We start from the raw sequence: 26650 nt of genomic DNA on the forward strand, positions 1-26650 counted from the left end.
TGAATACGACGAAGAATTCAAGTCATTAAAGGGAGCTACATGGAACTCGATATTGTTTCTTTATCACGGCTACAGTTCGCCGCCACGGCGCTGTATCACTTTCTCTTTGTGCCCCTTACCCTGGGGCTTTCCATCCTGCTGGCTATCATGGAGACGGTCTATGTCATGACCGGCCGCGTCATCTGGCGCGATATGACCAAGTTCTGGGGCACGCTGTTCGGCATTAACTTCGCGATGGGTGTCGCCACTGGTATCGTGATGGAATTCCAGTTCGGCATGAACTGGAGCTATTACAGCCACTACGTCGGCGATATCTTCGGCGCACCGCTGGCGATTGAAGGCTTGATGGCCTTCTTCATGGAAGCTACCTTTGTTGGTCTGTTCTTCTTCGGTTGGGACAAGCTATCAAAGGTTGGCCATCTGATCACCACCTGGGCGGTGGCCATCGGGTCCAACTTCTCGGCATTGTGGATTCTGATTGCAAATGGCTGGATGCAAAATCCGGTCGGTGCAGTCTTCAATCCCGACACCATGCGTATGGAAGTCAGCGACTTCTTCGCAGTGCTGACCAATCCGGTAGCGCAAGCCAAGTTTGTGCACACCGTGTCTGCCGGTTATGTCGCGGCTTCGATTTTTGTGCTCGGTATTTCGGCCTGGTATGTGTTGAAGGGACGTCACCTCGACATCGCCAAACGTTCGATGACGGTCGCCGCTTCCTTCGGTCTGGCAGCATCACTGTCAGTCGTGGTGCTGGGTGACGAGAGCGGTTATCTGTCGACCGAACATCAAAAGATGAAACTGGCTGCGATCGAAGGCATGTGGGAGACACAGGATGCGCCGGCGTCTTTCACCCTGATTGGTTTCCCGGATCAGGAGGCGCGTGAAAATCATTACGCGATTCATATCCCGTTCATCATGGGCCTGATCGGTACGCGTTCGCTGGATACCACCATCCCTGGCATTATCGAATTGGTCGAGCGTGCCGAAGGACGTATCTCGAACGGCCTGAAAGCCTACGACGCCTTGCAACAGATACGCGCGCAGGGCGGCACAAAAAATATCTCGCATGAGCTGCGCGCGCAGTTCGAAGATAACGGTGGCGATCTCGGTTATGCCTTGTTGCTGCGCCGCTATGTGGACGATCCGTTGAAGGCGACACCGGAACAAATTGAGAAGGCAGCCTGGGATACGGTACCGCATGTGTGGCCGCTGTTCTGGAGCTTCCGCATTATGGTGGCGATCGGCATGTTCATGATCGCGCTGACCGCAACTTTCTTTGTGTTGTCGGCACGTCGTCAGCTGGATCGCTATCGCTGGTTGCTGAAGGTAGCCGTATGGTCGATACCACTACCGTGGATAGCGATTGAAGCAGGCTGGCTGGTTGCAGAATTTGGCAGGCAGCCGTGGGTGATCGAAGGAGTATTGCCGACTGCGGTCGCGGTATCGAATCTGGGTATCAAAACACTGCTGATCACGCTCGCGGGTTTCGTCGCGATTTACACGGTGTTGCTGATCATCGAGTTGAAACTGCTGTTCAAGATCATCCGCAAGGGGCCCGTAGATGAGCATGTGCCTGATGAAGGCGTCAATATAGTTCGCGCCAATCCGCCATCCGCACCAACTTCTGTCGTGGAGCCATCATGATTTTGCATACACTTATCGACTATGACACTTTGCGTCTGATCTGGTGGGTCCTGATCGGGGTACTGCTGGTCGGCTTTGCCGTGACTGACGGCTTTGATCTGGGCAGCGGTATTTTGTTGCCTTTCGTTGGACAAACCGACCTGGAACGACGCGTCGTTATCAATAGCGTGGGACCGGTATGGGAAGGCAATCAAGTCTGGCTGATCCTGGGTGGCGGTGCGATTTTCGCCGCCTGGCCGCAGTTGTATGCGGTGGCGTTCTCCGGCTTTTATCTGGCGATGTTTGCCATTCTGACCGGCCTGATCCTGCGTCCGGTTGCGTTCAAATTCCGCAGCAAGCGTGAAGATCCTGCCTGGCGTGCGCGCTGGGACTGGGTCTTGTTCTTCAGTGGCTTTGTACCGACGCTGATCTTTGGTGTAGCACTGGGCAATGTGTTGCAGGGCGTTCCGTTCCGGCTTGAATCCAGCATGCATATCTTTTACGACGGCAGTTTCTTTGGCTTGCTGAATCCATTTGCCGTTCTGTGCGGACTGGTCTCTATCGCGATGCTGGTCATGCATGGTGCTGCATGGTTGCAACTGAAAACAGATGGAGCTGTAGCAGGGCGTGCACGTAACTATGGCAGCGCAGCGGCGCTCGCCACCATCCTCTTCTATGCGGTGGCTGGCTTGCTGTTGTGGAAGTACATCAATGGTTATCGCATTACTAGCGAGATTGATCCGTTCGGACCATCGAATCCTTTGCTGAAAACGGTCGAAGGTCATGCCGGAGCCTGGTTTGCCAATTACGCGGCGCATCCATGGACGATGGCGGCGCCAGCCGCTGGCTTTATCGGTGCATTGGGTGCTTTCTTCGGTTTGCGTTTCCGTCGCGAAATCTTTGCCTTGCTGTGCACCAGCCTGAGTATTAGCGGCATCATCCTCAGCGTAGGCGCTTCGATGTTCCCATTCATCCTGCCTTCGTCGATAGATCCGCGCGCCAGCCTGACGGTATGGGACTCATCATCCAGCCATCTCACGCTATTCATCATGCTGGTGGTGACCGCAGTCTTTATTCCGTTGATCGTCGCTTACACCACCTGGGTGTATCACGTGCTGTGGGGCAAGGTGGATGAAAAAGAGATACGCGAAGAAACCGGACACGCTTATTAGAGCGTGGGCATTTCATCGTTGCTGCCATCTGCGGGTGGCAGCACAGAAGAACTAACGATAAGGAAAAATATTATGTGGTATTTCTCATGGATGCTCGGCTTGCCCCTCGCGGCCGCTTTCGCGGTACTGAATGCGATGTGGTACGAACTGATGGACGATGAGGCGATTCGTAAAGAGAAGCTGAACAAGCCGTCCTGATTTGCAGTAAGCGGATGGACATGGATTGCGCGCTTATTACGCGGCAATTGATGTCCATTTCCGCCAGACGGCGTAAAATCGATACCCTCGCGTATCCGTTCAGATCGGTCTTCGTCCGGCACGGATAGGCGCTCATACTCAGGCGTTGCATGATATGCGGCAGCGCTTTAGCTGATTTGGCTATTCTTGAAACCAGGGTTAGATGCACACCGTCACGATCATCCTCATTTTGCTTCTTGCCGTGGTGGCGAGCGCCTTCGTAGCCCGCCTGCTGCCGATTAAAGTCCCGTTGCCGCTGGTCCAGATTGCCACCGGCATCGTGCTGTCCTACGGTTTTGGCATCAGCGTGCCGCTGGACCCGGAATTCTTTTTCTTGTTCTTCATCCCGCCGTTGCTGTTCCTTGATGGCTGGCGCATCCCTAAAAGTGCTTTCTTCCGTGACGCGCGTCCTATCGTGACGCTGGCGATTGGCCTGGTGCTATTTACGGTCGTTGGCATGGGTTACTTCATCCACTGGATGATTCCGGCGATTCCGCTGGCTGCCGCGTTTGCCCTGGCCGCCATCCTGTCGCCGACCGATCCGGTAGCAGTGTCTGCGATTGCTTCGCAAAGTCCTATTCCTTCGCGCCTGATGCATATCCTGGAAGGTGAGTCGCTGCTGAATGACGCGTCCGGCCTGGTGTGTTTCCGCTTTGCGGTGGCGGCGGTGATTACCGGCAGCTTTTCCCTGCTGGATGCTTCGCTGGAATTCCTGCAGGCGGCTGGCGGTGGTTTGCTGGTTGGTATTGCTGTGGCCTGGCTGATCGGCATCCTGAATCGCTGGCTGGTGGCAGCCGTCGGCGAAGATCCAGGCACACAAATCCTGATCAGCCTGCTGGTGCCGTTCGCCGCTTATCTTGGCGCCGAACATATTGGCAGTTCTGGCATCCTGGCCGCGGCTGCTGCCGGTATCACCATGCACTATGCGGATCTGGTCGGGCGTCGCCTCGCGGCCACCCGCATGCAGCGGCGTGCGGTGTGGGACACCATACAAATGGCCTTGAACGGCGTGATCTTTGTGATCCTGGGGGCGCAGCTGCGCGCGACGGTCGAAGGCTTGCCGGGGATCGCGATAGAAATGGGGCTCAGCACTGCATGGTGGCTGGCTTTCTATGTACTGGCAATTACCGTGGTATTGGCGGTGCTGCGCTTCCTGTGGGTCTGGGGCTCGCTGAAATTTACCGTGTTCAAAGGGAAGCGCAATGAGGACGAAGAAATCGTCAAACCGCCGTTCAAATTGTTGCTGGTGACCGCATTTGCCGGGGTGCGCGGGGCGATTACGCTGGCGGGTATTTTGACTTTGCCTTTCCTGTTGCCGAACGGCGCGGAATTCCCGGCGCGCGATTTACTGATTTTCCTGGCCAAGGGTGTGATCCTGCTGTCCCTGCTGACGGCCAGCATCGCCTTGCCTTTGCTGACCAGTGGCCTTGAATTTTCACCGGAGCCGCTGGTGGGTGCAGCCGAAGGGCAGGCGCGGGCAGCGGCGGCAGAGGCTGCGATACGGCGCATCGAGCAATTGACGCAAACCATGAGCGCGAATGACGCCTACTCTGAGGCCGCAGCACGCATTACCGAGCTGTACCAGCGCCGTCTCGACTATGGCAATGAGGGCGACGAAGCGGCGCGTTTTCAGGCGCAAGCAGAAGCGGAGCGCAGCCTGCGGCTGGAAGCGATACGGGCGGAACGGGATGAATTGTTCCAGATGTGGCTGAATGACAAGCTGGACGATTCGGTGCACCAGCACCTGCTGCGCGAACTGGACCTGATCGAGGGTGCATTATCACGCACGGACTAAGTCCGGTATTTGTCTGGCATAAGGCGTGAAAAGGTCGGCTGGTCTATAATAGCGGCCTTCGACCATGCCATTAAAGCCACATCTGACAGCCAATTGAGCTGTCCGGATAGTCCGGTTCAGCCATCGTGACGGTGGCAGCAAGTCCTTCATTTTTCGCAAACTATGCTGGCTTCTGGCGCATAGGGCATTTAATTACATCGGCACACACAGTGACTTACAGCGTAAAAGAGATTTTTTATACACTACAGGGCGAGGGCGCGCACGCCGGACGGCCTGCGGTGTTTTGCCGCTTTTCCGGTTGTAACCTGTGGACCGGGCGCGAAAGCGACCGCGCGACTGCGGTGTGCCAGTTTTGCGATACCGATTTTGTCGGTACCGATGGCGAAGGTGGTGGCAAGTTTGCTAACGGCACCACGCTGGCGCACACGATCAATGCCTTGTGGCCGGAGTCGTATGCAGCGAGCAAGTATGTCGTCTTTACCGGTGGCGAGCCTTTGCTGCAACTGGATACAGAGCTGATCGATGCGATGCATGCAGTCGGCTTCGAGATTGCCATCGAAACCAATGGCACTTTGCCGGTGCCGACAGGTGTCGACTGGATTTGCGTCAGTCCGAAAATGGGTTCGCAACTGGTCGTGCGCAAAGGCAGTGAATTGAAGGTCGTGATTCCGCAGGCGGAGCAATCGCTGGCGGCCTATGAAGAACTGGATTTCGAGCACTTCTTTGTGCAACCGATGGATGGCCCGCTGGCCGAACAAAATACCAAGCTCGCGATTGATGTCTGCAAACGCAATCCGAAATGGAAGCTGAGTTTGCAGACCCATAAACTTTTACAGATACCGTAAGCCCTTATGTTGACTATTACACGCAAGCTGGAATTCGATGCCGGTCACCGCATTCCCGATCACAAAAGCCAGTGCCGCAATTTGCACGGCCACCGCTATACGCTGGAAATCACGCTGCTGGGTGAGGTGATCGATGTCGAGGGTAGTTCCGATAATGGCATGATCATGGATTTCTCCGACATCAAGGCGCTGGCGAAAGAGCATCTGGTCGATGTCTGGGATCACGCTTTCCTGGTGTATGAAAAAGATGCCAAGGTGAGAGAATTCCTCGAAAGCATACCGGGCCACAAGACCGTCATCATCGATCGTATTCCTACCGTGGAAAACCTGGCGCAAACCGCATTCAATATCCTGAACGCGGCATACAAGGATCGCTACGGCACCGGCCTGCGCCTGCATAAACTGGTGCTGCACGAAACACCGAACTGCTGGGCCGAAATCACGGCTGAAGGCTGATCCCGACCATGCAAGACGCACTTTTCATGCAACAGGCGCTGGAACAGGCGCGCCATGCATGGGCGCTGGGTGAAGTCCCGGTCGGTGCTGTCGTGGTCAAGGATGGTGTCGTTATCGCGACAGGCTATAACCAGCCTATAGGCAAGCACGATCCGACTGCGCATGCAGAAATCATGGCCTTGCGTGCGGCGGCTACTGTCCTTGGTAACTACCGTTTGCCGGGTTGCGAACTCTACGTCACGCTGGAACCTTGCGTGATGTGTTCCGGTGCGATGATGCATGCGCGTCTGGCGCGGGTAGTGTTTGGTGCACCTGATCCCAAGACCGGTGCCTGCGGTTCCGTCCTCAACCTGTTCGAGCAAAACCAGCTCAACCATCACACGCAAATCACTGGCGGCGTACTGGCCGAAGTATGCAGCAGCTTGCTGAAAGAATTCTTTGCCGAACGCCGCAAGGCAGCCAAGTCTATTCCTGCCGAGTCAGACTGATTTCTCCCGGCCAATAGTAACTATCCGGCATAGGTCGTGCGCCAAAGATAGCCTGGCCGACACGTACTACCGTAGCGCCTTCCTCGATCGCAATCTCGTAGTCCCCGGACATACCCATGGACAGTTCATCCAGGCTGATGCCTGCGGGTGCGCTTTGTCTCAGTTGCTCACGCAGCGTGCGTAGCAAGATGAAGCACTGCCGTACCCGTTCCGCTTCACTGGAGAACAGTGCCAGCGTCATCAGGCCGCGCACGCGCAATGCACTGTAGTTTGGTAATGCCCGTACAAAGGCAGCGACGTCGGCCGGAGCCAGGCCGTATTTGCTGGCTTCCCCCGAAGTGTTGACCTGCACGTACACATCCAGCGCGCGGCCTTCGATTTGCAGGCGTCTATCCAGCGCCTCGGCCAGTCGCAGGCTATCCAGTGCCTGGAATTCGGTAGCGAAGCGCGCCACGAGTTTAGCCTTGTTGGTTTGCAGATGACCGATCACTGACCAGTGCAGGTCGCTCAGGTCCTGCATCGCTTCCCATTTATGATGCGCCTCCTGTACCTTGTTCTCGCCGAATGTGCGGCAACCGGCTGCGTAGGCCAGGCGCAGGCTGGATTCAGGTTTGGTCTTGCTGACAGGGAGTAGCCGTACTTCTGCCGGATCACGTCCGACCCGACGGCAGGCCTCAGCTATGCGCCGTTGCACCGTCGTCAGCTTGTGAGCAAAATCTTCTACCGTGGTGGCTTCCGGATAGCGTCCGTGCTGGTCGTGATTGGTGAGGGTGTCAACCGAACCGGACATCATTTGCTCCTCTTGTTGACAGGTGTAGCGGTAAAAGCAGCCTTCCATGCCTTCTGCGGCATACGGCCATGCAATACCGCATACGCGAGCAGGCCGATTACCAGTCCCCAGAATGCACCGCCTATCCCGAGCAGGGTGATGTTGGCAGCGGCCGCCAGAAAGGTGATCAGCGAAGCTTCGCGTGTTTTGGCATCGGCCATTGCGCTGGCCAGGCTGTTGCCTATGGTGCCGAGCAGTGCGAGCCCCGCCAGCGTGGTGATGAAGCTGGCAGGAAACGCCATGAAGACCGCAGCCAGCGTCAGACCGAATACGCCTACCAGGATGTAGCACACACCTGCAGCGATACCTGCGATCCAGCGCCGGGACGGGTCTTCGTGCGCTTCGCGCCCGGTACAAATAGCAGCAGTGATCGCGGCGATATTAAACGCATGCGAACCAAACGGCGCCATCAATAGCGAACCCAGGCCAGTCATGGTCACGATGGGATTGGCACTGGTGCGGTAGCCATCGTTGCGCAGCACCAGCATGCCTGGCATGTATTGGCCGGTCAGCGTAATCAGGAACAGCGGTAGCGCGACGCTCAGCAAGGCGTTGAGTGAGAACATTGGCATGGTAAAGACCGGTGCTGCCAGCTGCAGGCTCAGGCCTGATAAATCAACGCGATCCTGCACTAGCAGCAAGGCCAGTCCCAGCAACAGGATGCCCACCACCGCATAGCGCGGGGCGCAGCGTTTGAACAGCAGATAGGCTGCGATCAGCAAGCCAGTCAGCAACGGATCCAGGCTCATGCCGCCGAAAGCGCCTATGCCAAATTGCAGCAGGATGCCCGCCAGCAGCCCGGCAGCTACACCGTGGGGGATCAGGCGTATCACACGCTCGAACCAGCCCGACAATCCCAGCAATACGAATGCCGCGGCAGAAACCATGTAAGCACCGACCGCTTCGGCATAAGGTGTAGTCGCCAGCGCTGTGACCAGAAATGCTGCTGCCGGGGTCGACCAGGCGGTGATGATGGGCTCGCGCGACATCCAGCTCAGGATGAGTCCGGTCACACCCACACCTATAGAAATTGACCATACCCAGGAAGCGGTCAGTTCTGGGCTGAGGTTGGCCGCCTTCGCCGCCTGGAACACCAGGATAAAAGTGCCGCCGTAATTGACGATGACGGATATCAATCCGGCGACGAGTGGGTGGCTGAGATCGTTCCAGCTTAAGGATGAGCGGGTAGGGATGGATGACATGGCTGCTTGCTGATTTCGGAGAGTGTATGAAGGACTGTATTTATAGCTTTAAAATGGCCGTATATTTCCTGCCATTTTTGCGATGAGGTACAGACCAATTGTTTAAGCACGCCCAACTTGAATCCGTCAAAACCTGGCTGGTCGATCCGGCACACGCAGGTTTGCCGCTGCATGCGCGGGTACAGCGTGCGATACGTCAGCTGATACTGGACGGCGCCCTCGATGTAGGCCGGCCATTGCCTGCATCGCGTGCGCTGGCGCAGTCCCTGGGCGTATCGCGGGATACGGTGGAGTCGGCTTACGGCCAGTTGCATGCAGAAGGCTTTATCGAACGACGTGTCGGTAGTGGCAGCTATGTGTCCGAGCGCATCCAGCGCTTGCCGGGACGGGGGCGACCGCGACGTACGGTGGTGGAGCGCGGGGCTACGACGCGTCTTAGCCAGCGCGGCAAGGCGATGTTGCAGGGTGGGGGCGTGCGTGATTTTTTTACGCCGCGGCCGTTTGCCCCGGGTGTGCCGGAAACCCGCAGCTTTCCGCTCCAGACCTGGGAGCGCTTGCAGCGGCAGGTGTTGAAGGAATACGGTACGCAAGCCTTGTTGCACAGTCCGCCGCAAGGCATGGAGCAGTTGCGACATGCCATCGCCGATTACATCAATCTCGAACGCGGGGCACGCGCCACGCCCGAGCGGGTGCTGGTGCTGACCAGTTCGCAGCAGGCGCTGACCTTGTGCGCGCATGTGTTGCTGGATGCGGGGGAACGCATCTTCATCGAAGACCCGGTCTACCACGGCGCGCGCAAGGCTTTTGATGCAGCCGGGCTGGAGTGCGTGCCGGTGCCGCTGGATGCGGATGGCTTGCGTGTCGAGCGCATGCTGGAACTGGCGCAGCCGACAGAGCAGGCACCGCGCGCCGTGTTCCTGACGCCTTCACACCAGTTTCCTACCGGCGCGACGCTGGCGCTGGACCGGCGGCTGGCCGTCATCGAATGGGCGCGGCAACAGCAGGGCTGGATCATCGAAGACGACTACGACAGCGAGTTCCATTACGCAGGCAAACCTACCGCCTGCGTGCAGGGGCTGGATCCGTATGAGCGGACGATTTACATAGGCACTTTCACCAAATCCCTGTTTCCCGGTTTGCGCATAGGCTATATGGTGCTGCCGTCGCAACTGGTGGCGCCCATGACTGTGGCGCGTACTTTGCTGGATGGACACAGTGCGCCGATACCGCAACTCACGCTGGCGCGCTTCATCGAAGGCGGCCATTTTGGTGCCCATATCCGCACCATGCGCGCGGTCTATGCCGAGCGACGCGATGTGCTGGTGCGCCTGGTAGGGCTACACTTGTCTGACTTCGTGGAGGCGCTGGTACCAACTGGTGGCATGCAAATGCCATGTGTTTTCATCCGTGACATTCCGGAGCGTGCAGCGGTGGACGCGGCACGCAAGGCTGGCATAGACGTGCTGGGTTTGACTGAGTTGCATGCAGCCAAGCGGCACAAGGCAGGTTTCCTTATGGGATTCGCCGCACATGCGCCACATGAACTGGAAATCGCCGTCCGCAAGCTGGCGCAAGTGCTGCGTGCCCTGTGTCCCAAGGACAAATAGGGCTGATTTGGCCCGAGGTTGAACCATAGGCCTATGTCTGCAATCCTATCCTTGATCCCCCGATGAGGAGTGCACATGATGGAAGCAAATCGTTACACTGAGGCAAGCAATGAGGGCAGTACGCTGAAACCGCCGAGTATGTTGTTGCTGGCGCTGGAGGGACGTGCACCGTGGGAGCTGGGTGCGGCGTTGCTGGCAGCGCCCATGCTGAAGGATGTACCGGCCGGAGACGGCCACCCGGTCATGGTGTTGCCAGGTTTGATGGCGGGCGATACCCTGACCTTCTTCCTGCGCAGATTCCTCGATAAATGCGGCTATCAGGCCTATGCCTGGAAGCAGGGGTTGAATCTTGGTCCACGTGATGGTTTGCTTGAGCGCTGCATAGCCCGTACCAAAGAATTGAGCGAGAAGCACGAACAAAAAGTCAGCCTGATAGGCTGGAGCCTCGGTGGAATTTACGCCCGTGAAATCGCCAAGGCCTTGCCGGATCACGTGCGTTGCGTGATCACGCTGGGTTCGCCATTCACCGGTCATCCGACCGCGACCAATGCCTGGCGCTTGTATCAAATGGTCAGCGGCAAACCAGCCATCGATGAAGTGCAAATCGCCGAACTCAAAAAGACACCACCCGTGCCGACTACCTCGATTTTCAGTCGTACCGATGGTATTGTGTCGTGGCAATGCTGCGTAGAGCAGGAAACCGATTTATCGGAAAATATCGAAGTACACGGCAGTCATACCGGCATGGTTGCCAATCCGACCGTCTTGTACGCATTGGCTGACCGGCTGGCGCAGCCCGAAGGTCAATGGCAACGTTTTGATCATCGTGGTCATCAAGGTGTTAAAAAAATCATTTATCGTGATCCGCAACGCACTTAGTGTATACCTGATTGCATCAGTCTTTATTTGAAAGCGCCGCCTTGCCGACTATCCATGTAAATAATGTAGACATTGCATACGAAACCCAGGGCGACCCACGCAATCCGACCATCCTGCTGATCATGGGATTGGGCATGCAGCTCATCTCATGGCCCGCTGCGTTTTGTGACGGCCTGGAGCGCCAGGGGTTTTACGTTATCCGTTTCGACAATCGTGATAGTGGACTGTCCAGCAAACTCCATCATCTGGGCAAACCAAACACGCTGCTGGCCTTGATCAAGATGGCCTTCCACATACCGCTGAAAGCTGGCTATACGCTGGATGATATGGCGGCGGATGCCATCGCCTTGCTGGAAGCACTGGATATCGAACGCGCACACATCGTCGGTGCTTCGATGGGCGGCATGATTGCGCAAATCATCGCAGCCAAATATCCGGAACACACCATCAGCCTTACGTCCATCATGTCCACCAGTGGCAGGCGTGGTTTGCCGGGGCCGACCAAAGCGGCACGCAAAGTCTTGTTCAGCCGTCCGCCTGCGGCCAACGATCAGCAGGGTGTGATCAATCATTTCGTCAATACCATGCAAGTGATCGGCAGCCCGGCTTATCCGGTTGCACATGAAGTCTTGCAGGAACGTATTGCCGAAAGCGTGCAACGCAGCCTGGAGCCGGTCGCCACCAAGCGTCAATTACTGGCGATAGGGGCTTCGGGCGATCGTGTGGCCTTGCTGAAAACAGTGCGCGTGCCGAGCCTGGTGATACATGGTTCCGATGATCCTTTATTGCCGGTCGCCTGCGGACGTGAAACGGCTGAGCTGATACCGAATGCAGTGCTGCAGGAAATCGATGGCATGGGCCATGATTTGCCTGACGGCCTGAACGATCATCTGTCACAGCTGATAGCAGAACATTGTCATGCAGCCGCCAAGCTGTATGGTCCTACTGAATAAAATATGAACGCTGAATTGAATCAGGCTGTACGCATGCTGAATGCGAGTGTAGATGGATCACCGATAGTGATAGGGCTGGTTGCCGCCAGTGGGTATGCGGTGAACCCGGACGCGGTTGCGCACGGCATAGAGAATTTGCAGGCGCAAGGCTGCATAGTGAAAAACTTCAGCGACCCCGAGCGCAAATTCCAGCGCTTTGGTGCGACCGATGAAGAACGCATCGCGCAATTGTATGCCGCAGCAAAAGATCCGGAAGTTGACATCGTACTGGCGCTGCGTGGTGGATATGGTTTGACCCGCTTGCTGCCGGAACTGGACTTCAAATTGCTGGCTGACAGCGGCAAACTATTCGTCGGTCATAGCGACTTCACTGCCTTGCAAATGGGTTTGCTGGCGCACCGTGGCGTGGGCAGTTTTTCCGGTCCTATGCTGTGTGATGACTTCGTGCGCGAAGAATTGAGCGCCTACACGCTGAACAGTTTCTGGCGTTGCATAAGCCAGTCTGAATACACGTTGACAGCACAGGCTGCCGGTAATCCGGAGCTGGAAGTCAGCGGTACCTTATGGGGTGGTAACCTGGCCATGCTGGCGCATCTGGTAGGTTCGTCCTATCTGCCGCGCGTGGAGGGTGGGATCCTGTTTGTCGAAGACGTGAATGAACATCCGTATCGCGTCGAACGCATGGTCTTGCAGTTATTGCATGCCGGTGTGCTGGATAGTCAACAAGCGTTGTTGCTGGGTGATTTCTCTGCCTACCGCCTGACCGATTACGACAATGGCTACGACTTCGAGCAAATGGTGGCCTACCTGCGTACCCATTTGCCGATACCTGTGCTGACTGGCTTGCCGTTCGGACATGGCCGTGACAAGGCAACGCTGGTGGTGGGCGCGCAAGCGACGCTGCACTCGCAGGCGGATGGTTTCAGCCTGAGCATGCAAGGCTATCCCTCACTGAAAAGATAGCAACTTCGCTAGTTTTCAGCTTCGAATCTTGCCGGGAAAGCAATAAATTCCATCTGCAAGCTGGTTCATGCAAGGCCGCTGCGGCCTTGCTCACCCACGTACACGGCTGTTTACCCCCTGAGATGGTAGAATAGACGGTTATTCGATTTATATCCGCAAAGGCTTTATCAGTGTTATCTACAGCTAATATCACCATGCAGTTCGGCCCCAAGCCGCTGTTTGAAAATATTTCCGTCAAATTCGGCGATGGCAATCGTTATGGCCTGATCGGTGCCAACGGTTGCGGTAAATCCACTTTCATGAAAATCCTCGGTGGCGATCTCGATCCGTCGTCGGGTAACGTCATGCTTGATTCGAACGAGCGCCTCGGTAAATTGCGCCAGGACCAGTTTGCGTTTGAAGAAATGCGCGTACTCGATGTGGTCATGATGGGTCACACCGAAATGTGGGCTGCGATGTCTGAACGCGATGCGATCTACGCCAATCCGGATGCGACCGACGACGACTACATGAAGGCGGCCGACCTGGAAGCGAAGTTTGCCGAATACGACGGCTACACTGCAGAAGCACGCGCTGGCGAATTGTTGCTGGGCGTCGGTGTTTCCATTGACCAGCACCAGGGCCCTATGAGCGCAGTTGCGCCGGGCTGGAAGCTGCGTGTCTTGCTGGCGCAGGCCTTGTTCTCGAATCCGGACATCCTGCTGCTCGACGAACCAACCAATAACCTGGACATCAACACCATCCGCTGGCTGGAAGACGTGCTGAATCAGCGCAACTCGACCATGATCATCATTTCCCATGATCGTCACTTCCTGAACCAGGTGTGTACGCACATGGCCGATATGGACTATGGCACGCTGAAGGTCTATCCAGGCAACTACGATGACTACATGCTGGCATCGTCGCAGGCGCGCGCGCAGCAACTGGCGAACAATGCGAAGGCCAAGGACAAGGTCGCTGAGTTGCAGGATTTTGTACGTCGTTTCGCGGCGAACAAATCGAAAGCGCGTCAGGCAACCTCGCGTGCCAAGCAGATCGAAAAGATCAAGGTGGAAGACGTCAAGCCATCCAGTCGTGCCAACCCGTTCATCCGTTTTGACGGTGAAAAGAAACTGCACCGACTTGCAGTTGAAGTGGAAGGCCTCAGCAAAAAATACGACCGCGTCATCTTCAATGACTTCAACCTGATGGTGGAAGCAGGTGAGCGCATCGCCATCATCGGCGCCAACGGTGCCGGTAAAACGACTCTGTTGCGCAGCATCGGTGGCGCTGACATCACTGGCCTCGATCCGGATCACGGTCAGGGCAAGTGGGCGGAAAACGCCAACGTTGGTTATATGCCGCAAGATCCGACCGAAGACTTCGCCAGCGATAAAAACCTCACCGACTGGATGGGTCAATGGACCAAGGAAGGTGATGACGATCAGGCTGTGCGTTCCATCCTCGGTCGTTTGCTGTTCGGCGGCGACGATGTGAAGAAATCGGTCAAAGTCCTGTCCGGTGGTGAAAAAGGTCGCATGACCTACGGCAAGCTGATGCTGGGTCGTCACAACGTTTTGCTGATGGATGAGCCGACCAATCACATGGATATGGAATCCATCGAATCGCTGAACATCGCACTGGAAAAATATGCCGGTACCTTGATCTTCGTTTCGCACGATCGTGAATTCGTCTCCTCGCTGGCGACTCGTGTGCTGGAAGTAAAAGAAGGCGAAATCGTCGACTTCCAGGGTACTTACGAAGAGTATTTGACCAGCCAAGGCATCGAATAAGATTGCGATTGCAAAAAGCGCGACGTGGATTCTTCCCCGTCGCGCTTTTTTACATCCGCCTTCCCTGCGTCATTGTGAGGTCGATAACAACCCTCAGCCGAAAATGGCGCTACAATTCGAGCTCACCGCCACGTCTGCCAGAGCAGGCGCAAACGGATAACCGATTTTGTTCATGCGCAAGCATGACCCCTAGCAACAGATAAACATCGCATTCAATTATTCGACCAGCCATGCAAATCCAGCCAATCAAAACTGTTGAATTCGAACGTCCTGCCATGCAAAGCGGCACCAGCTGCACAGCACAAGCATGGGCGCGAACCCCGGCCGTACCGTCGCCGGAAGAAAAGATTGCACTCAAGGAACGCATCAAGCGTTTGTTGAAAGAGCGCGAAGCCGTCCTGGTCGCGCATTATTACGTTGATTCGGACTTGCAGGACCTGGCCGAAGAAACTGGTGGCTGCGTTTCCGATTCGCTGGAAATGGCGCGCTTCGGCCGCGATCATCCGGCCAAAACACTGGTCGTCGCCGGTGTGAAGTTCATGGGCGAAACCGCCAAAATCCTGAGCCCGGAAAAAACCATCCTCATGCCTGATCTGGATGCGACTTGCTCGCTCGATCTCGGTTGCCCGACGGATGAATTTTCCGCATTCTGCGATGCGCATCCGGATCGCGTCGTGGTGGTCTATGCCAACACCAGCGCTGCAGTTAAAGCGCGCGCTGACTGGATGGTGACTTCCTCCATCGGCCTGAAAATCGTCGCGCACCTGCACGCACAAGGCAAAAAAATCCTGTGGGCACCAGACAAACATCTCGGTGGTTACATCCAGAAGCAAACCGGTGCTGACATGCTGCTGTGGCAGGGTTCCTGCCTGGTACATGATGAGTTCAAGGCAGTGGAACTGGAGTTGCTGAAGAAAGAACATCCACTCGCCAAAGTCCTGGTGCATCCTGAATCGCCAGCTTCTGTGGTGGCACTGGCTGATGCCATCGGCTCGACTTCGCAGCTGATACACGCAGCGCAAACCATGGATGCACCGGAATTCATCGTCGCGACCGACAATGGCATCCTGCACAAGATGAAAGCAGCGGCTCCAGGCAAAATCTTCATCGATGCGCCGACCGCTGGCAACAGCGCCACCTGCAAGAGCTGCGCGCATTGCCCATGGATGGCAATGAATGGTTTGCAAAACCTGGCAGACGTACTGGAATCCGGCCGTAATGAAATCCACGTAGATCCGGAAATCGGCCGCAAGGCGACCGTCTGTATCGATCGTATGCTGGACTTCGCAGCGGCGGAAAAAGCCAATGTGCGTCCATCCAGCGATCTGGCAAAAGAACAAAAACTGTTTTCAGGAATAGGCCCGGCATGAGTTTGTTGCGTAATCCCTTCGCGCCGTTCGATGCAGACTTGGCTGCAGCGTTTGAACGGAATATCGAAACAGCGCTGGCAGAAGATGTCGGCACTGGCGACGTCACCGGCAAGCTGGTGCCAGAGCAGGAAATCGTCCATGCACGCGTGATCGTGCGTGAATCTGCGGTGCTGTGTGGTGCGCCATGGTTTGAAAGCGTCATGAAGCGCCTGGATGCACGCATCAACATCACCTGGCACTATGCCGAAGGTGATGTGATGACGGCTGATAGTGTAGTGTGTGCGATAGAAGCACCGGCACGTGCCTTGCTGACCGCAGAGCGCTCGGCGCTGAACTTCCTGCAATTGTTGTCAGGTGTTGCCAGTGCGACGCGCCAATACGCCGGTATCGTGGCTGGTACCAAGGCCGCCATCCTGGATACGCGTAAAACGCTGCCCGGGCTGCGTCTGGCGCAGAAGTATGCAGTGCGTGTAGGCGGCGGTAAAAATCAGCGTCTGGCGCTGTATGACGGCATCCTGATCAAGGAAAACCACATTGCGGCAGCAGGTGGTGTCGGTGCTGCGATGAAGGCGGCGCTGGCATTGAATGCGGGCGTGACGATACAGATCGAAGTCGAGAATCTGGCTGAATTGCAGGACGCGCTGGCGGCGGGTGCTGAGTCGGTGTTGCTGGACAACTTTTCGCTGGATGATATGCGGGCGGCGGTGGCTTTGACGGCAGGGCGTGCTTTGCTGGAGGCGTCGGGTGGGATTAGCCGGGAGTCGGTGCGGGCGATTGCTGAGACTGGGGTTGACCGGATCTCGATTGGAGCCTTGACTAAGGATGTTAGGGCTACGGATTATTCTTTGCGGATTGTGGGGAGTAAGTAGTTTTCGCTTGAGTGTTTTAAAAAAGCCGCTTTTTAGCGGCTTTTTTATTGGGTGCTTGGTTTGCGTGTTGATGTTGCTGATTCGCTTCTTACTCCGTGGATGAGTACGTTGCCGGGTGTGGCCTGGCGGCCACTCACTTTCTTTGCTTCGCCAAAGAAAGTAAGCAAAGAAAGGCGACCACGGCGCCGCTGCCCCTGCGGGGTCCCCGTTTGTGCAAGACACAAAATGGGAAGTGGACGAAACTCGCTGCGCTAAAGCTCCGCTCAAACACGTCCACTTCTTTTTCCATTTTCTGTCCCGCACAAACGGCATCGTCACAGTGGATAACGGGCACAGCCTCTTTGTGTTGCGGAATGTGGTGGCTAAACTGTTTAAAAAAATGCCGCTCAGTCAAAAACTGAACGGCATTTTTATTAATCCAAATAATCTTACTTCTTGCGATCCGGCGACAACACGCTCGGCAAAGCCTTCGGCAAGGTATCCGGATAATCCCGGCTGTAGTGCAAGCCACGGCTTTCACGACGCGACAGCGCGCTGTTGACGATCAGCGATGCTACTTCCACCAGGTTACGCAGTTCCAGCAGATCTGGTGTGATGCGGAAGTTGGCGTAGTATTCGTCGATTTCTTCCTTCAGCAAACGGATACGATGCTGCGCGCGTTCCAGGCGCTTGGTGGTGCGCACGATGCCGACGTAGTTCCACATGAAGCGACGCAGTTCGTCCCAGTTGTTGGCGATGATGACTTCTTCGTCTGCATCGGTGACGCGGCTTTCATCCCAGGCGGGCAGGGCGCTGAGTTTTTGTTTCGGTTGCTCATCGATGTACTTCGCGGTGGCGCGACCCAGCACCAGGCATTCGAGCAGGGAGTTGCTGGCCAGGCGGTTTGCGCCGTGCAGACCGGTGTAGGTGGCTTCGCCGACCGCGTACAGACCAGGCAAGTCCGTACGGCCCGAGAGGTCGGTGATGATGCCGCCGCAGGTGTAGTGGGCTGCAGGTACGACTGGTATCGGTTGCTTGGTCATGTCTATGCCCAGCTCCAGGCAGCGCGCCATGATGGTCGGGAAGTGTTCCTTCAGGAATTCCGGCGATTTGTCGCTGATGTCGAGGTCGACGTAGTCCAGACCACGTTTTTTCATTTCCGCATCGATGGCACGCGCGACGATGTCGCGTGGTGCCAGTTCGGCGCGTTCGTCATGCGCCGGCATGAAGCGCTTGCCGCCATCGCGACCGGCGCTGGCTGGCAGCTTGAGTACGCCGCCTTCGCCGCGTACCGCTTCCGTGATGAGGAAGGATTTTGCGTATGGGTGATACAGACAGGTCGGGTGGAATTGGATGAATTCCATGTTGGCGATACGGCAGCCTGCTCGCCATGCCATCGCGATGCCGTCGCCGGTCGCGGTGTCAGGGTTGGTGGTGTAGAGATAGACCTTGCCTGCGCCACCAGTGGCCAGCACGGTGTGTTCGGCGGCGATGGTGATGACTTTGCCGCTTTTCACGTCCTGTACATACAGGCCGAGGCAGCGTGGGCCGTTTTTCTTTTGCTCCAGTTTGTCGGAGGTGATGACGTCGATCGCGTAGTGATGCTCGAGCAGCGTGATGTTCGGATGAGCGCGTACTTTTTGTTCCAGCGTGACTTGTACGGCGTGGCCGGTGGCATCCGCTGCGTGGATGATGCGACGCTGGCCGTGGCCGCCTTCACGGGTCAGGTGGAAACCGAGTTCGGCGGTCGGATCAGGGGTAAACGGGACGCCTTGCGCGATTAGCCATTCGATCGCTTCGCGGCCATGTTCGACGATAAAGCGGGTGGCTGCCTCATCGCACAGGCCGCCGCCAGCGACCAGGGTGTCGGCTACGTGTTCGTCTACGCTGTCATTCGAGTCAAGTACGGCGGCGATGCCGCCCTGGGCCCAGCTGCTGGCACCGTCTAGCAATGCACGTTTGGAAATGACCGCAACCTTACGGGTTTCGGCGAGGTGGAGGGCGACGGAGAGGCCTGCCAGTCCACTGCCGACAATCGCGACATCAAATTTCATAGATATTCTTAGTAAAAATAAGTTTGCCCATGAATATATTCGATTTGGCTAAATGTCGTGCATTTAGTGCGCCAAATACGGATTGTCCCGGGGCGAAATGTGAGGAAGATGTTAAAACTGCGAGCCTGACCTTATGGGCGGCTATGGTGCTTAACGGTTTTTGCTATGTTACCGCAATGTGACCGAACTTAAATAGCCTAAATACGCTTGTTTACCAAGGCCTGTCAACGTCGAAGGGGTAAAAACAGGGGGAATTATTTGTCTTGTGCAGGTGAATCTTTTTACACGCCGACTGCCTAAAAGAGGTCTAGCATGGCATTTTTCTAGGCATTCATAGGTAGACATTGAGGATGTGCCTGTCAGCGACGGACATAGGCTCAATCGGTGTGTTCAACTTTCACGAAAAGAACAAAATGAAAAAGCCGCCTCTTTATAAATCCCTGTATGCACAAGTTATCGTCGCCATCATTATCGGTGTCCTGCTAGGGCACTTCCTGCCCGAGACCGGTACTGCGATGAAGCCTCTGGGTGATGGCTTCATCAAACTGATCAAGATGATCATCGCACCTGTCATTTTCTGTACTGTGGTCATCGGTATCGCCGGTATGGAAGATATGAAAAAGGTCGGCAAGACCGGTGGCCTGGCGCTGCTGTACTTCGAGATCATGAGTACGGTCGCCTTGCTGGTAGGCTTGATTATTGTTAACGTTTTGCAACCTGGTGCTGGCATGAATGTCGATATCAGCACGCTCGATACCGCCAGCCTCGCTTCTTATACCGCACCCGGCAAGCTGGAAACCGTGACCGAGTTTGCGATGCATATCATCCCGATGAGCATGATAGATGCGTTCGCCAAAGGTGATGTGCTGCAGGTCTTGCTGGTATCGGTGCTGTTTGGCTTCGCTTTGCAAAAGCTCGGTGGCCGGGGCACGCTGGTGTTTGATTTCATCGAAAAAATCTCGCACGTATTGTTCACCATCGTCGGCTTCATCATGCGTGCAGCGCCTATCGGTGCCTTCGGTGCGATGGCCTTCACTATCGGCAAGTACGGTATTAGTTCACTGCTGTCACTGGGAAAGCTGATGGGGGCGTTCTACCTGACCTGTCTGTTTTTTATCTTCGTGGTACTGGGCATAGTCACACGACTGCACGGCTTCAGCATTTGGAAATTCGTTAAGTACATCAAGGAAGAGTTGCTGATTGTGCTCGGTACTTCTTCATCTGAATCGGTGCTGCCACGCATGATCGCCAAGATGGAAAACATGGGGGCGAAGAAATCGGTGGTCGGCCTGGTCATACCTACCGGTTATTCGTTCAACCTCGATGGCACGGCGATTTACCTGACGATGGCGGCGGTGTTCATCGCACAGGCTACCAACACGCCCATGACCCTGATGCAGCAAGTGACCTTGCTGGCGGTACTGCTGCTGACGTCCAAGGGCGCGGCTGGGATTACCGGGAGTGGCTTTATCGTGCTGGCAGCGACCTTGTCAGCAGTCGGCCACGTGCCGGTTGCGGGGCTGGCGTTGATCCTGGGTATAGATCGCTTCATGTCTGAAGCGCGTGCACTGACCAATACCATTGGTAACGGTGTGGCGACTTTGGTCGTAGCGAAGTGGGTAGGAGATCTGGATATGGATAAGCTGCATGCCGAGCTGGATAATGAAAGTCCACAGGCAGCAGATCAACCGGAAAAGATACTCGACCAGACCAATACCAAACTGGGGGCCTGAAGTATTCCTTATGTTGCCTGCCTAGACCACCACCAGCGGGTAACGATGTGCATGACAGATCAGGGCTTCCGCTTCCTGTGCCGTTAATGGTGCAGAGAACAGGAAGCCCTGTCCCAGATTGCAGCCCATCTTCTTTAACTCGCGGATTTGCTCGAAGTTTTCTACGCCTTCAGCGGTCGTTTGCAGGTTCAGTGTTTGCGCCAGCGCCATCATCAGACGCATGATTTCCATATCGCTTTGATTGTTGCCTATGCTGCGCACAAAGGCTTTGTCTATCTTGAGGATGTCGATAGGCAGTTTTTGCAGGTAGGCCAGCGATGAGTAACCGGTACCAAAATCGTCCAGTGCGAGGCGCACACCCAGTTTCTTCAGCATGGACAGATTTTCCATGGTCTGCAATGGATTCGCCATCGCCGAGGTTTCAGTCAGCTCCAGTTCCACCATCTGCGGAATCACGCCGCTGCTGTCGAGTATGTCGCGTACCTGGCTGAAGAAGGATGCTTGCAGGAGCTGGCGCATCGAGACATTGATGGCCATCGTGATATTGCCCATTTCCGGATACTGCTGTTGCCACGCTGCGAGTTGTTTGCATGCCTGTTCCATCGCCCACATGCCGATAGGCACCACCATGCCCGAGGTTTCGGCGATTGGTATGAATTCATTTGGCGAAATCATGCCGTATTCCGGGCTGTTCCAGCGCAGCAGCAATTCAAAGCCTTGCACGCTGCCATCTGCCAATACCACCTTGGGTTGGTAGGCCACCGATAACTCATTGCGTTCCAGCGCGAAACGCAGTGCCACTTCCATGCGTGCGTGCTTGGTGGTTTTGCTTTGCAGTGCGGCGTCGTATATCTCCGTGCGGTTGCGCCCGCGTTCCTTGGCCTGGTACATCGCAGCGTCCGCATCGCGTATCAAGTCTGCCGGGCTTTGATGGCTGGCATTGAGTTGCGCTATCCCTATGCTGGTTTGTATCTTGACGACGACGTTGTCGAAGATCAGGCGTTCGGATACCACCGCCATGACTGCATTGGCCTTGATGGTGGCTTCTGCCAGCGAGGAGTTGGTGAGGATGACAAATTCGTTACCACCGAAACGTGCGACGAAGTCGTCGGCGGGCAGGGCAGCAACTATGCGTTTGCTGATTTCGATCAGGCATTGGTCGCCGAAGTCATGGCCGTGCGTGTCGTTCACGCTTTTGAAGAAGTCGAGGTCGCAGAACAGCATGGTCAGGCTGGATTGCCGTTGACGGCTGTTTTCCATCGCGGTGCTGAGCGTGTTCACGAGGAAGCGGCGATTCGGCAGGTCGGTCAGCATATCGTGCATGGCCTGGTATTCGATCTGCAATTCTGTCTGCTTGCGCTTGGTGATGTCGCGCGTGACGCCGAGTACGCCTATGGTCTGGCCGCTTACATCCGGCAGCGGATATTTGCTGGTGTGGAACCAGCGATCCATGTCCTGGCGCCAGAAACCACGGACTTCGACATCTTGTATAGGCACGCCAGTCTGCATGATTTGCATGTCTTGCCGCTGGATTTCATCGGCAATTTCCTGCGCGCTCAAGTCGTCGTCGGGATTCGCCATCTTCTCGCATAGATCGTGTGCAGTTTTGCCGCGTAATTCACTTTCACTATTGAAGCCGAAGCGTTTCTGGAAACTTTGATTGCTGATGGTGAAGCGGCCTTCATTATCCTTGGCGTAGATCATCGAAGGATTCAGGTCGAGTACCGAGCGTAGCAGCGCGGTTTCTTCCAGCAGTTTTTGTTCGGCTTCCTTGCGCAGCGTGATGTCTTCTATGCTGAAGACCAGGCCATTGATGGCGGCATCGTGCAGCATGTTGTAGCCGCGTGTTTCCAGCCAGATCCAGTGACCATCCTTGTGACGTGTGCGATGACGCGAAAATACCGTGCTGTGCGGTGTGTCGCGCAGTTCACGCAACTTTTCCTTGTGCTGTGCTTCGTCCTCGCTGTGTAGCTCCGGCTTCATCGCATGACGGATGATTTCATCGATGCTATAGCCTATGACTTCCTGCAATGCAGGGTTGGCGAATTTGATCTTGTAGTGTGCGTCGGTGATGATGAAGATGTGGCGTGTTACTCGTGCTATCGCATTGAAGCGACGCTCATTGGTATGTGCCTGGCTCAGTGTGACACGATTCAGGTTCAGGGTCTTGGCCAGTACGACCGAGAGCCAGCCTATGCAGGCCGTGGCAAAGAAGTCAGGCAACAGGTCTATGGTTTCTGCGCCGAGTTGATTGCCGAGGATGTAGCCCAGTACTGCGAATACGGCAATCGCAATGACGGCACTGCGGGTGCGCAGTACCAGCGGGAAGATACCGGCGATGGCGATCAGCCACGGCATGGGATGGTAGCTGGCGAGCACAATGACGACGCAGCCAGCCAAGGCCATTTCACCCAGATACGTGGCTTCCGCAAATATTTTTGTGCGGAACCAGAAATAGCGTACGAAGGCCGCGAGTAGCAAGCCAGTAAGCACGACAACGGCACCGATGCCGACGGGTGCGAGGGCTAGTTCGCTGTCATAGACCAGTACGACGACGTTAAACAGAAGTGCCGCATACAGTAGCAGGGAGACGGTGCGGAAAATATCACGACCGACGTAAAAATCTATGCCACTGATATGCGGCGTCTTCATTAGCTGGAGGCGACCGGATTAACCTTCGCGGCGGCAGCTTTGGCATTCTTGCGTGCAATCTCGACATCGGCCGCGCTGGCCAAGGCGACGCCCATGCGGCGGCGGGCGAAGGATTCCGGTTTGCCGAATAGACGGATATCGGTACCGGGGATGTGGAGTGCATCTGCCACGCCTTCAAAGGACACCACTTTACCGTCGTGGCGACCATAGATGACAGCAGATGCGGCCGGTGTTTTCAATGCGACATTCACAGGCAGGCCGAGAATGGCTTTGGCGTGCAATTCAAATTCGCTTTGTTCCTGGCTGGCCATGGTGACCATGCCTGTGTCATGTGGACGCGGGCTGACTTCGGAGAACCAGACCATATCGTTCTTGACGAAGAGTTCGACACCAAAGAGGCCCAAGCCACCGAGATTGTCGGTGACGCGTTTGGCGATCTCGTGCGCTTTTTGCAATGCGCCCGGATGCATGCGTTGCGGCTGCCATGATTCAACATAGTCGCCATTCACTTGGACATGACCTATAGGTTCGCAGAAGTGCGTATGGATTGCGCCATCCGCACCCAGTGCGCGTACCGTCAGCAGGGTGATTTCGTATTCAAAATCGATAAAGCCTTCCACAATGACGCGACCCGAATCAACACGGCCGCCAGCGGCTGCGCATTCCCAGGCCGCTTCGATATCGGCGCTGCTGTTGAGTTTGGACTGGCCTTTGCCGGACGACGACATGACAGGTTTGACCACGCATGGGTAGCCGATTTCGGCACATCCGGCCTGCAGCTCTTTCAGGCTGTCGGCAAAGCGATAAGGGGAGGTCGCGCAACCGAGTTCCTCAGCGGCCAGGCGGCGTATGCCTTCGCGATCCATGGTAAGCCACGCGGCGCGCGCGGTCGGGATGACGCGCACAGTACCGGCGTTTTCCAGTTCGACCAGTTTGGCGGTGGCGATGGCTTCGATTTCCGGCACGATCAAATCAGGTTTTTCTTGGTTGATTAATTCAGCCAGCGCGACCTCATCTGTCATGTCTATGACGTAGGAGCGATGCGCAACCTGATGACCGGGTGCGTTGCTGTAGCGGTCAACCGCGATGACTTCCACGCCCAGACGCTGCAATGAAATGATGACTTCTTTGCCCAGCTCGCCGGAGCCAAGCAGCATGACCTTGGTTGCAGTGGCAGACAAGGGGGTGCCGATACGAGGGATGGTGTTGCTTTTAGTCATGAAGGGAATGATAGAGATGGTGCATTCTCGAGCGGGCGAGAACGAGATTATTGACGTACAGACAATAGCAAATCTTGTCAGCTTTGGACAGCGCAAATTATAGGATGGTTGCGCGTTTCCAGAGGGAAATTATTTAAAAATAACGGGTGAAAACATAAGGAAAATAAAAAAGCTGCCAGTGTCAGTGGCAGCTTTTTAGGCAAGACAGAGGTCTATGCGTGGCGATGTTTAGTCGTTGGCATAAATATCATTGTCTTTGGTTTCCCGTACAAACAGCATACCGATCACGAAAGTAATCAGTGCGATGATGATTGGGTACCAGAGGCCGTAGTAAATATCGCCCTTGAATGCGACCAGAGCAAACGCTGTGGTTGGCAACAAGCCACCGAACCAGCCGTTACCGATATGGTAAGGCAGGGACATCGATGTGTAGCGGATACGGGTTGGGAACATTTCAACCAGCATGGCAGCAATCGGACCGTACACCATCGTGACATAGAGCACGAGGATGAACAGCAGCAACAGTGTCATACCGTAGTTGATTTGGTTCGGATCGGCTTTGGTTGGATAACCGTGGGCCTTGATCGCATCGCCCAGCTCTTTCGAGAAGGCTTTGTCTTTTGCAGTTGCGTCTTCTTTCGACAGGCCTTTGGCATCGTAGGATGTCAACAGCGTATCGCCGACTTTAACAGTCGCAACCGTACCTGCAGGTGCTGCTTCGTTCGAGTAAGCAACCGAAGCAGCAGCCAGTTTAGCTTTCACGATGTCGCAAGACGATGTGAATTTTTTGGTGCCGGTTGGGTTGAACTGGAATTGACAGGTAGCAGGATCAGCAACCACGACCACTGGCGAATTTTTCAGTGCTGCTTCCAATGCCGGATTGGCATAGTGGGTCAGTGCGCTGAAGATCGGGAAGTAGGTCAGTGCTGCAATCAGACAGCCCGCCATGATGATAGGTTTGCGGCCGATTTTATCGGACAGGATACCGAAGATCACGAAGAACGGGGTTGCCAGCAACAGCGAAGCTGCGATCAGGATGTTGGCGGTCGGGCCATCGACTTTCAGTGTTTGCGTCAGGAAGAACAAGGCATAGAACTGACCTGTGTACCAGACCACTGCCTGACCTGCGGTCAGACCGATCAGCGCCAGGATAACGATCTTCAGGTTGCCCCATTTTGCAAACGCTTCGGTCAGTGGTGCCTTCGAAGCTTTACCTTCCGATTTCATTTTCAGGAAGGCAGGCGATTCGGACATCGACAAACGGATCCAGACCGAGATACCCAGCAGGAAAACCGAAACCAGGAACGGAATGCGCCAGCCCCAATCGGCAAATGCTTCTTCGCCCATCGCGGTACGTGTACCCAGAATCACCAGCAGGGACATGAACAGACCCATGGTTGCGGTGGTTTGTATCCACGAGGTGAATGCGCCACGTTTGCCGTGCGGTGCATGCTCGGCAACGTAAGTTGCCGCGCCGCCGTACTCACCACCCAGGGCCAGACCTTGCAGGATACGCAGGATGATCAGGATGATAGGAGCAGCGATGCCGATGGAAGCGTAATTCGGCAGCAGGCCGACGACGAATGTCGACGTACCCATAATCACGATAGTGACCAGGAAGGTATATTTACGACCGATCATGTCGCCGAGTCGGCCGAACACGATAGCGCCGAAAGGACGAACAATAAAACCGGCAGCGAAGGCGAGCAGGGCGAAAATAAATGCCGTGTTCGGATCGGTACCAGCAAAGAACTGCTTCGCGATAATTGCAGCTAGTGAGCCGTATAGATAAAAGTCATACCATTCAAATACGGTACCCAGCGAAGAAGCGAAAATAACTTTCCGCTCCTCCGGCGTGATACCGCGATCAGTTGTGGATACTGTCGCCATGTTCGTCTCCTTAATAATTATTAATATTCGACGCACGAGTGGATTCGTACATCGGGTACGCA

21 protein-coding genes are annotated in these 26650 nt (G+C 55.6%); 15 read left to right on the top strand and 6 right to left on the bottom strand.

Annotation, left to right across the window (positions count from 1 at the left end):
- The first annotated feature begins 39 nt into the window (after window positions 1-39).
- The 7 genes from H7U06_RS08725 (at window position 40) to tadA (ending at window position 6616) form a co-directional block, all read left to right on the top strand.
- Complete coding sequence (locus H7U06_RS08725) at window positions 40-1644, top strand: cytochrome ubiquinol oxidase subunit I (protein WP_175625740.1); 1605 nt, start codon at window positions 40-42, stop codon at window positions 1642-1644.
- The gene (gene cydB / locus H7U06_RS08730; protein WP_175625741.1) at window positions 1641-2795 is read left to right on the top strand and encodes a cytochrome d ubiquinol oxidase subunit II; all 1155 of its coding nucleotides are present in this window, start codon (window positions 1641-1643) and stop codon (window positions 2793-2795) included. Before H7U06_RS08725 ends, cydB begins: the two co-directional genes overlap by 4 nt.
- A 72-nt stretch (window positions 2796-2867) precedes the next feature.
- Entirely contained in the window at window positions 2868-2993 is a 126-nt protein-coding gene (gene cydX / locus H7U06_RS08735) for a cytochrome bd-I oxidase subunit CydX (RefSeq protein ID WP_012079865.1), read from the top strand.
- Between the two features lie 202 nt (window positions 2994-3195).
- Window positions 3196-4827 carry a Na+/H+ antiporter gene (locus H7U06_RS08740; RefSeq protein WP_175625742.1) on the top strand — a complete coding sequence of 544 codons (1632 nt, stop codon included), beginning with the start codon at window positions 3196-3198 and terminating at the stop codon, window positions 4825-4827.
- A gap of 209 nt (window positions 4828-5036) precedes the next feature.
- Complete coding sequence (queE, locus tag H7U06_RS08745; protein WP_175625743.1) at window positions 5037-5672, top strand: 7-carboxy-7-deazaguanine synthase; 636 nt, start codon at window positions 5037-5039, stop codon at window positions 5670-5672.
- 6 nt (window positions 5673-5678) lie between these two features.
- Window positions 5679-6128, top strand: coding sequence for a 6-carboxytetrahydropterin synthase QueD (queD, locus tag H7U06_RS08750; protein ID WP_175625744.1), 450 nt, complete (start codon window positions 5679-5681; stop codon window positions 6126-6128).
- Window positions 6129-6136: 8 nt separating this feature from the next.
- Complete coding sequence (tadA, locus tag H7U06_RS08755) at window positions 6137-6616, top strand: tRNA adenosine(34) deaminase TadA (protein ID WP_175625745.1); 480 nt, start codon at window positions 6137-6139, stop codon at window positions 6614-6616.
- On the opposite strand, the gene H7U06_RS08760 is transcribed toward tadA, so the two are convergent.
- Window positions 6594-7406: a YggS family pyridoxal phosphate-dependent enzyme gene (locus H7U06_RS08760; protein WP_175625746.1), complete on the bottom strand. Its 813-nt coding sequence runs from the start codon at window positions 7404-7406 to the stop codon at window positions 6594-6596. The genes tadA and H7U06_RS08760 overlap by 23 nt on opposite strands.
- Entirely contained in the window at window positions 7406-8647 is a 1242-nt protein-coding gene (locus H7U06_RS08765; RefSeq protein WP_175625747.1) for a benzoate/H(+) symporter BenE family transporter, read from the bottom strand. The genes H7U06_RS08760 and H7U06_RS08765 overlap by 1 nt, the downstream gene beginning before the upstream one ends.
- Window positions 8648-8745: 98 nt before the next feature.
- On the opposite strand from H7U06_RS08765, the gene H7U06_RS08770 reads away from it, so the two are divergent.
- The 7 genes from H7U06_RS08770 (at window position 8746) to nadC (ending at window position 17060) form a co-directional block, all read left to right on the top strand.
- Complete coding sequence (locus H7U06_RS08770; RefSeq protein ID WP_175625748.1) at window positions 8746-10254, top strand: PLP-dependent aminotransferase family protein; 1509 nt, start codon at window positions 8746-8748, stop codon at window positions 10252-10254.
- Window positions 10255-10332: 78 nt separating this feature from the next.
- Window positions 10333-11133 carry a triacylglycerol lipase gene (locus H7U06_RS08775; protein ID WP_175626094.1) on the top strand — a complete coding sequence of 267 codons (801 nt, stop codon included), beginning with the start codon at window positions 10333-10335 and terminating at the stop codon, window positions 11131-11133.
- An 11-nt stretch (window positions 11134-11144) separates the two neighbouring features.
- A complete protein-coding gene (locus tag H7U06_RS08780) occupies window positions 11145-12086 on the top strand; it encodes an alpha/beta fold hydrolase (protein WP_254873182.1) in 942 nt (313 codons plus the stop codon).
- 3 nt (window positions 12087-12089) lie between these two features.
- Window positions 12090-13049: a muramoyltetrapeptide carboxypeptidase gene (gene ldcA / locus H7U06_RS08785; protein WP_175625749.1), complete on the top strand. Its 960-nt coding sequence runs from the start codon at window positions 12090-12092 to the stop codon at window positions 13047-13049.
- Window positions 13050-13219: 170 nt separating this feature from the next.
- A complete protein-coding gene (locus H7U06_RS08790; RefSeq protein ID WP_175625750.1) occupies window positions 13220-14821 on the top strand; it encodes an ABC-F family ATPase in 1602 nt (533 codons plus the stop codon).
- A 230-nt stretch (window positions 14822-15051) separates the two neighbouring features.
- On the top strand, window positions 15052-16191 hold the full coding sequence (gene nadA / locus H7U06_RS08795) for a quinolinate synthase NadA (RefSeq protein WP_175625751.1): 1140 nt from the start codon (window positions 15052-15054) through the stop codon (window positions 16189-16191).
- Window positions 16188-17060 carry a carboxylating nicotinate-nucleotide diphosphorylase gene (gene nadC, locus H7U06_RS08800; protein ID WP_175625752.1) on the top strand — a complete coding sequence of 291 codons (873 nt, stop codon included), beginning with the start codon at window positions 16188-16190 and terminating at the stop codon, window positions 17058-17060. Before nadA ends, nadC begins: the two co-directional genes overlap by 4 nt.
- Before the next feature lie 428 nt (window positions 17061-17488).
- Here nadC and nadB read toward each other — a convergent pair whose 3' ends face one another.
- On the bottom strand, window positions 17489-19093 hold the full coding sequence (nadB, locus tag H7U06_RS08805; RefSeq protein WP_175625753.1) for an L-aspartate oxidase: 1605 nt from the start codon (window positions 19091-19093) through the stop codon (window positions 17489-17491).
- Window positions 19094-19506: 413 nt separating this feature from the next.
- Here nadB and H7U06_RS08810 point away from each other — a divergent pair, with 413 nt between their 5' ends.
- Window positions 19507-20826 carry a dicarboxylate/amino acid:cation symporter gene (locus tag H7U06_RS08810; protein ID WP_175625754.1) on the top strand — a complete coding sequence of 440 codons (1320 nt, stop codon included), beginning with the start codon at window positions 19507-19509 and terminating at the stop codon, window positions 20824-20826.
- Between the two features lie 21 nt (window positions 20827-20847).
- Here the strand turns inward: H7U06_RS08810 and H7U06_RS08815 are convergent, their stop codons facing one another.
- The 3 genes from H7U06_RS08815 to H7U06_RS08825 form a co-directional block, all read right to left on the bottom strand.
- On the bottom strand, window positions 20848-23478 hold the full coding sequence (locus H7U06_RS08815; protein WP_175625755.1) for an EAL domain-containing protein: 2631 nt from the start codon (window positions 23476-23478) through the stop codon (window positions 20848-20850).
- The gene (gene purT, locus H7U06_RS08820; protein WP_175625756.1) at window positions 23478-24698 is read right to left on the bottom strand and encodes a formate-dependent phosphoribosylglycinamide formyltransferase; all 1221 of its coding nucleotides are present in this window, start codon (window positions 24696-24698) and stop codon (window positions 23478-23480) included. The genes H7U06_RS08815 and purT overlap by 1 nt, the downstream gene beginning before the upstream one ends.
- 228 nt (window positions 24699-24926) lie before the next feature.
- The gene (locus H7U06_RS08825; protein ID WP_175625757.1) at window positions 24927-26588 is read right to left on the bottom strand and encodes an MFS transporter; all 1662 of its coding nucleotides are present in this window, start codon (window positions 26586-26588) and stop codon (window positions 24927-24929) included.
- Window positions 26589-26650: the final 62 nt, after the last annotated feature.

Source organism: Herminiimonas sp. Marseille-P9896, from assembly GCF_903993245.1.
GTDB lineage: Bacteria > Pseudomonadota > Gammaproteobacteria > Burkholderiales > Burkholderiaceae_D > Oxalicibacterium > Oxalicibacterium contaminans.

What these genes read in the sequence shown, in the direction of transcription:
- H7U06_RS08725 (WP_175625740.1), top strand. Translation starts at nt 40, where the DNA reads ATGGAACTCGATATTGTTTCTTTATCACGGCTACAGTTCGCCGCCACG.
- cydB (WP_175625741.1), top strand. Translation starts at nt 1,641, where the DNA reads ATGATTTTGCATACACTTATCGACTATGACACTTTGCGTCTGATCTGG.
- cydX (WP_012079865.1), top strand. Translation starts at nt 2,868, where the DNA reads ATGTGGTATTTCTCATGGATGCTCGGCTTGCCCCTCGCGGCCGCTTTC.
- H7U06_RS08740 (WP_175625742.1), top strand. Translation starts at nt 3,196, where the DNA reads ATGCACACCGTCACGATCATCCTCATTTTGCTTCTTGCCGTGGTGGCG.
- queD (WP_175625744.1), top strand. Translation starts at nt 5,679, where the DNA reads ATGTTGACTATTACACGCAAGCTGGAATTCGATGCCGGTCACCGCATT.
- tadA (WP_175625745.1), top strand. Translation starts at nt 6,137, where the DNA reads ATGCAAGACGCACTTTTCATGCAACAGGCGCTGGAACAGGCGCGCCAT.
- H7U06_RS08760 (WP_175625746.1), bottom strand. Translation starts at nt 7,406, where the DNA reads ATGTCCGGTTCGGTTGACACCCTCACCAATCACGACCAGCACGGACGC.
- H7U06_RS08765 (WP_175625747.1), bottom strand. Translation starts at nt 8,647, where the DNA reads ATGTCATCCATCCCTACCCGCTCATCCTTAAGCTGGAACGATCTCAGC.
- H7U06_RS08775 (WP_175626094.1), top strand. Translation starts at nt 10,333, where the DNA reads ATGGAAGCAAATCGTTACACTGAGGCAAGCAATGAGGGCAGTACGCTG.
- ldcA (WP_175625749.1), top strand. Translation starts at nt 12,090, where the DNA reads ATGAACGCTGAATTGAATCAGGCTGTACGCATGCTGAATGCGAGTGTA.
- nadA (WP_175625751.1), top strand. Translation starts at nt 15,052, where the DNA reads ATGCAAATCCAGCCAATCAAAACTGTTGAATTCGAACGTCCTGCCATG.
- nadC (WP_175625752.1), top strand. Translation starts at nt 16,188, where the DNA reads ATGAGTTTGTTGCGTAATCCCTTCGCGCCGTTCGATGCAGACTTGGCT.
- nadB (WP_175625753.1), bottom strand. Translation starts at nt 19,093, where the DNA reads ATGAAATTTGATGTCGCGATTGTCGGCAGTGGACTGGCAGGCCTCTCC.
- H7U06_RS08810 (WP_175625754.1), top strand. Translation starts at nt 19,507, where the DNA reads ATGAAAAAGCCGCCTCTTTATAAATCCCTGTATGCACAAGTTATCGTC.
- H7U06_RS08815 (WP_175625755.1), bottom strand. Translation starts at nt 23,478, where the DNA reads ATGAAGACGCCGCATATCAGTGGCATAGATTTTTACGTCGGTCGTGAT.
- purT (WP_175625756.1), bottom strand. Translation starts at nt 24,698, where the DNA reads ATGACTAAAAGCAACACCATCCCTCGTATCGGCACCCCCTTGTCTGCC.
- H7U06_RS08825 (WP_175625757.1), bottom strand. Translation starts at nt 26,588, where the DNA reads ATGGCGACAGTATCCACAACTGATCGCGGTATCACGCCGGAGGAGCGG.